This is a genomic window from Bacillus sp. JJ1503, from assembly GCF_036965125.1.
Classification (GTDB): domain Bacteria; phylum Bacillota; class Bacilli; order Bacillales; family Cytobacillaceae; genus Cytobacillus.
Window position 1 is genome coordinate 1 of record NZ_JBALOZ010000461.1, and the last position, 5,632, is coordinate 5,632.

Here is a 5,632-nt window from a genome sequence, read left to right on the forward strand (position 1 = left end):
ATATAATGATTTCGGCGGCACACATACTACATCACTTGCTGCATCCTACCATTTACAAAAGCTTCCGACAAATCGGGTGCTAACTAGGGAAGAAATTTTAAATGTTCAGTATTTTAATAAGCTTAATAAATCGGATGCTGGAAAGATTATTTTTCATGGTAAAGATGAAGATGGACATTTTGTTTATACTTTAGGAAGAAGATCGTCTAAGCTTGTTCTTCCTGCCTTAAAAAATCTTTGTCAATTACTCGAGGAACGGTTTCAAATAGATGAAAAAATTATTTTTTCTAACACGTCACCAACAGTACCTTTTGCTATGACAATGGGAGGTTTTTTTTCAAGAGGGTTAAAAATCGACTTTATTGGTGTACCCTTATTAGTCGCTGGAGCAAAGAAATCGTGTCTAAATATCCATAAGCTAGTAGAGACTACTAAACAAATTGGAAGCAGCACTCATTCCAAGGTAACTGTAATTGAAAATAAGAACTTTCAGGCGTAAAATAACAAATTCCAGAAGAAAAACAGACTATAATTTTGAATGTCTGTTTTTTTGTTTGCTATTCCTAAGAAAAACGAGCAAAATGAAAAAGATAATAATTCCACGAGCAGTTTAGAAAGTAGGGAATACTTTGCCTAAATTTATGTCATTAGGTATTTCGAAAGGTTTATTCGAAACATTACAACAATACGGTATCACTAATCCAACACTTATACAAGAACAAGCGATTCCTTTTGCATTAGAAGGAAACGATATCATTGCTCAGTCCGAAACGGGATCGGGGAAAACGCTTGCCTTTATATTGCCAATCATTGAAAAGATTGAACCATACTCCTCAACTATTCAAGCATTAATTGTTACACCCACAAGGGAATTGGCACTGCAAATTACAGATGAAATTGAGAAAATAATTTCAAAAATAGATGGGATAGAAGTTTTAGCGGTATACGGCGGGCAAGATGTGGACAAACAGCTGAAAAAGCTTAAGAAAAATGTTCAAATTGTGGTTGGTACACCAGGGCGATTATTAGACCATATTAGAAGGGATACCGTGCAATTATCTAATGTTTCTTATCTCGTTCTCGATGAAGCTGATCAAATGCTTCATATCGGTTTTCTAAATGAAGTGGAGGACATTATTAAGGAAACCTCTGCTGAACGTCAAACAATGTTATTCTCAGCGACCGTACCAGCAGAAATTAGGAAGCTCGCTAAAAAGTATATGAGGGATCCAAAATACATCCAAATAGAGAAAAGACAAGGTCCAGCAAAAAATATTAAACAAGTGGCCATTCACACAACTGACCGCGCGAAACAAGGAACACTTATTCAACTAATTGAAACTCATCGACCATACTTAGCCGTTATTTTTTGCCGAACGAAAAGAAGGGTCAGCAAGCTATTTGAAGAGCTCAAATCAAAAGGGTATAACTGTGACGAACTACATGGCGATATTTCACAAGCAAAACGGGAGCAAGCCATGAAACGCTTTAGGGATGCAAAAACTCAATTCCTCATTGCAACGGATGTCGCATCACGAGGTCTTGATGTTGATGGTGTGACCCATGTAATTAATTATGATATTCCTCAGGATTCCGAGAGCTATGTTCATCGGATTGGCAGAACCGGAAGGGCAGGAATGGATGGTATGGCCATTACGCTATACTCATCAGCAGATAGAGGAACTCTTGATCTCATTGAAAAAGAGCTTAACATTACAATTAAAAAACAAAATATAGGCAATACGGATAAAAAGGATGAGGATATAAATCGTTCGAAAACTAAACAATCCACAAAATCAAAAAAACACAATTCAAAAGCAATAATGGAGCCAAAACCATTCAAAGGGAAGCCTTCCAAAAAGAAACGTCCAACTATGAAACAAAGGAGAACGTGAACATGCTAAAATCAAAATTTAAAGAATTTATGTTAAAAGAACAGCCAAATATAGTCTTATTTAAGGAAGAAATAGACTATGCCAAGAAACAGCAACTGATTACTGAAGATTTGATTGTAACAGAAAAAAATGATGCTTCACTATTCAACGAAGCTTATATTGAACGCAGTAATAAGGAAACAGAAGAACTGCTTGCTGAAGAGTCGTTGGATTTTTTTGATCAGCCTCTTAACTATTTGCATACCCATAAAAATGAGTTTATTTACATTGAATCAAGCCGTTTTAATAAAGTGGGTACAGATTCGTTATGTATAGAAGTAGATGATGTCTTTAGTACATATGAAGCTATGTTAGGTTTAAGGCTGCAGAAGAAGTATGAAAAGTCCATTAAAAACTTTTTAACAAATGAATTAAAAGGGGAGGCAAAATTTAGTTTACTGTTTTCGCAAGCCGATGGATTATGGGATTTCAATTTTGCACTTAATGGCGTGGAAGGCTTTACAGAAGAAATGACAATTGGCGAAGCATGCAAGCTGATTTATCTTTTTCTATTTAAGCTCTTAGAGGCGGTTGAAAATCATAATCAATAAGGAAGAATTCAATAATAAACACATTTCATAAATTTTTATTCTCATTCATATGAATCTTCTAAAAGAGGAGGGTTCATATGAATGACATAAAGGTGTTATGCGATCAATTTGCAAAAATATTGAACGGGAAAGGGAAGTTTAACAAAGGTGTTTGGTCTGTAGAAATGCAGCGCGATTTTAAAGCATCAGTTCAAGGGCGTCCAACATCATCAGTTGTACCAGCAGGCTTTTCATTTGAGGCATTAGATCAGAATGGAAATGCCTTAAACCTGGCAGAAATGGCAATTTTAGAAGTGGAAACCCTAGGCTTTATGCATGCGGTTGTCTCACAGGGAATTATCGTCAGCGCCTTACACAATCATTGGATTTTTACGAAGCCAAACATCCTCTACATACATTTGCAATCCGTTGAACCACCACTGAACTTTGCAAAGAAACTTGCTTATTCCTTTCATGCTTTAAAAAGTCATCCGATTCAAAAAGAATGAATCTTTATATCTAGGACAAGAATTTTTTCATCATGTGTGTTAAAATTTCTGCATCGCTATATTTGTCATTAAATCGTATAGCTGATAGATTGCTATAGTAATTCAAAATTAAATGGAGAGTGTATACATGTTAAAGAATTTAACGAAATGGATGATGATTGGATTCGTTTTTTTATTTGCAGCTAATCTCGGAACAATTGCACTCGCAGCTAATGGTAGCAATGAAGAAAGTATCAATGAAAAATTTGGACTCCCTATCGTTGTATATGGGGAAAAATTATCCTCTGCCCAAAAGGATGAGGTACGAAAATTACTGGGCGTAAATGACACGAGTAAAGTTACTGAAATTACGGTGACTGGAGATGATTTAGTCACCTATATTAAAGGGGACAAGCGTGCCAATATGTATTCTTCCGCAAAAATCACCCGAAAAGAAGCGGGTGAAGGGCTAGTCATCAAACAAGTTACCCCCGAAAATATAACCGAAGTAACAGATGAAATGTATGCGAATGCGCTTTTAACTGCGGGGATACAGGATGCAGTAGTAGAAGTGGCATCTCCAGTGAAAGTTTCAGGACACTCGGCATTAGTCGGTATTTATAAAGCCTATGATGAAGGAAATGGCGAAGGATTAAATACAGAGCACACCGAGGTTGCTAACGAAGAGCTGAACCTTGCCACTCAATTAGCAAAAAAGGAAGGCATGGATCAAGATAAGGTTACAGAGCTTTTGACAGAAATCAAAAAAGAGATTGCCAGCCAAAATCCAGCTACTAAGGAAGAAATTGAACAAATCATTAATGATCAATTAAAGACATTGGAAATCCAACTGAGTGAACAAGATCGTCAGCTGCTTATTGATTTATTCGAAAAAATGCGCAGTTTAAATATTAATTTTGACAATGTTCAATCTCAGCTCGAGGATATTTCAAAGGATATTAAGCAGCGTATTGAAGATGCTGTAGGTGATAAAGGGTTTCTGCAGGCTATTTCCGACTTTTTTAAGAATCTAATCGACAGTATTAAAAGTATATTTTCATAAAATAAAAATGGACCTCTATTTTTGGAGGCCCATTTTTATTTTATTCTGCTGTTAGTTCAGGAAACTTTATCGGTGTATTTAATTGATAGTGATCCCTATAAGAACGGTATGTTACAATAGGTTCATTTCCAGCATGTACGTCCAATTGGAGGATATACGAATTTCTGCATTCAAGTGAATACCGGACCCCATCCTTTTCCAAAATGTAAAAATAAAATGTTTGCCCTAATAGCTCCTTTTTCATCACTCTTGTATCCGGGTGTTTTCGAATAAAATCAGCCAGCTGCACGACTGTTGCAGAAGAAGTGCCAGTCAACGCATAAATTCTTTCTTTAACGAGAGCAGTTGTGGAGTGTAAAGTTGTTTTTGCTTTGTGTAAAAACTTATTAAGTATCCGGTTCATTTCTTGAACTCCTCTGTCAATTATTTTTCAAACATGACATTTATCATGGTTTGTACATGACACGTATGCCTTATAATTCTCTATTCAATTATATATAATAAGAAAAACTGAGGGAAAGGATACACTTAATATGACCAAACAAAAGCAAATTCATTTAAGAAAACAAATAGCTCCTTACGAAAAAGCAAATATGAAAGCCAGTGTTTGGCAAATGATAAATACATTAATTCCTTTTTTCTTATTATGGTTTCTAGCATATAAAAGTTTAACAGTATCCTACTTATTAACGCTTTCGATTGCTGTTGTGGCTGCCGGTTTCCTAGTTCGGATTTTCATTATTTTTCATGATTGCTGTCACTATTCTTTCTTTAAAAATCGAACGGCTAATAAAATTGTTGGAACGATTACAGGGATCATTACCATTTTTCCATTCAGCCAATGGCAGCACGACCACTCTGTCCATCATGCCACAAGCAGTAATTTAGATAAGCGTGGGGTCGGCGATATTTGGATGCTCACAGTTGAAGAATATATCTCTGCATCGTTTTGGGAGCGTTTAGCTTATCGATTATACCGTAATCCGTTTGTCATGTTCGGCCTCGGCCCGATTTATCAATTTTTAATTATGAATCGCTTTAACAGAAAAGGAGCAAGGATGAAGGAGCGGCTCAATACTTATTTAACAAATATTTCGATCGTTGCACTATACAGTCTAATGTGCTTGGCAATTGGATGGGAATCGTTTGTATTAGTTCAGGCGCCAATTTTCTTAATCTCGGGTTCAGCTGGAATATGGCTTTTCTATGTTCAGCATACATTTGAAGATTCATATTTCGAAGCAGATGAGCATTGGGAGTATGTAAAAGCAGCAGTTGAAGGAAGCTCTTTTTATAAGCTTCCGAAGCTGCTGCAATGGCTAACAGGGAATATCGGCTACCACCATGTCCACCATTTAAGTCCAAGAGTGCCTAACTATAAATTAGAGGAGGCACACGAAAATACAGAACCGTTAAAGAACGTTCCAACTGTTTCATTAAAAACAAGCATCCAATCACTTCGCTTCCGACTTTGGGATGAGTTAAATAATAAGTTTGTTACTTATAAAGAGGCTTCTTATTACATGAAGAAACAGAGTGAAAGAGAGAAACAGCTTAATATTATTAAATAATCAACTTCGTTAAAACTTCCTATAAATAAAGGCAAGGGCCTCACAT

At 36.1% G+C, this 5,632-nt stretch carries 7 protein-coding genes; 6 read left to right on the plus strand and 1 reads right to left on the minus strand.

Annotation, left to right across the window (positions count from 1 at the left end; all coding sequences use genetic code 11):
- The 5 genes from V7149_RS25125 to V7149_RS25145 all read left to right on the plus strand — a co-directional run.
- Positions 1-499 (plus strand): DUF3189 family protein (locus tag V7149_RS25125; protein WP_335348290.1); only part of this gene is annotated, 499 nt, incomplete at its 5' end.
- Positions 500-629: 130 nt separating this feature from the next.
- Positions 630-1,895, plus strand: coding sequence for a DEAD/DEAH box helicase (locus V7149_RS25130; RefSeq protein ID WP_335348291.1), 1,266 nt, complete (start codon positions 630-632; stop codon positions 1,893-1,895).
- Between the two features lie 2 nt (positions 1,896-1,897).
- Entirely contained in the window at positions 1,898-2,485 is a 588-nt protein-coding gene (locus V7149_RS25135; RefSeq protein ID WP_335348292.1) for a branched-chain amino acid aminotransferase, read from the plus strand.
- 77 nt (positions 2,486-2,562) lie between these two features.
- The gene (locus V7149_RS25140) at positions 2,563-2,973 is read left to right on the plus strand and encodes a DUF1259 domain-containing protein (RefSeq protein ID WP_335348293.1); all 411 of its coding nucleotides are present in this window, start codon (positions 2,563-2,565) and stop codon (positions 2,971-2,973) included.
- Positions 2,974-3,100: 127 nt separating this feature from the next.
- Positions 3,101-4,015: a DUF1002 domain-containing protein gene (locus tag V7149_RS25145; protein ID WP_438824160.1), complete on the plus strand. Its 915-nt coding sequence runs from the start codon at positions 3,101-3,103 to the stop codon at positions 4,013-4,015.
- A 40-nt stretch (positions 4,016-4,055) separates the two neighbouring features.
- Here V7149_RS25145 and V7149_RS25150 read toward each other — a convergent pair whose 3' ends face one another.
- Positions 4,056-4,418 carry a hypothetical protein gene (locus V7149_RS25150; RefSeq protein WP_335348294.1) on the minus strand — a complete coding sequence of 121 codons (363 nt, stop codon included), beginning with the start codon at positions 4,416-4,418 and terminating at the stop codon, positions 4,056-4,058.
- 130 nt (positions 4,419-4,548) lie between these two features.
- On the opposite strand from V7149_RS25150, the gene V7149_RS25155 reads away from it, so the two are divergent.
- Positions 4,549-5,586 carry a fatty acid desaturase gene (locus V7149_RS25155; protein ID WP_335348295.1) on the plus strand — a complete coding sequence of 346 codons (1,038 nt, stop codon included), beginning with the start codon at positions 4,549-4,551 and terminating at the stop codon, positions 5,584-5,586.
- The last annotated feature ends 46 nt before the right edge of the window (positions 5,587-5,632 follow it).

Bases quoted from the DNA above. Each gene is read 5' to 3' on its own strand.
- V7149_RS25140 (WP_335348293.1), top strand. From the start codon at position 2,563: ATGAATGACATAAAGGTGTTATGCGATCAATTTGCAAAAATATTGAAC.
- V7149_RS25150 (WP_335348294.1), bottom strand. From the start codon at position 4,418: ATGAACCGGATACTTAATAAGTTTTTACACAAAGCAAAAACAACTTTA.
- V7149_RS25145 (WP_438824160.1), top strand. From the start codon at position 3,101: ATGTTAAAGAATTTAACGAAATGGATGATGATTGGATTCGTTTTTTTA.
- V7149_RS25135 (WP_335348292.1), top strand. From the start codon at position 1,898: ATGCTAAAATCAAAATTTAAAGAATTTATGTTAAAAGAACAGCCAAAT.
- V7149_RS25155 (WP_335348295.1), top strand. From the start codon at position 4,549: ATGACCAAACAAAAGCAAATTCATTTAAGAAAACAAATAGCTCCTTAC.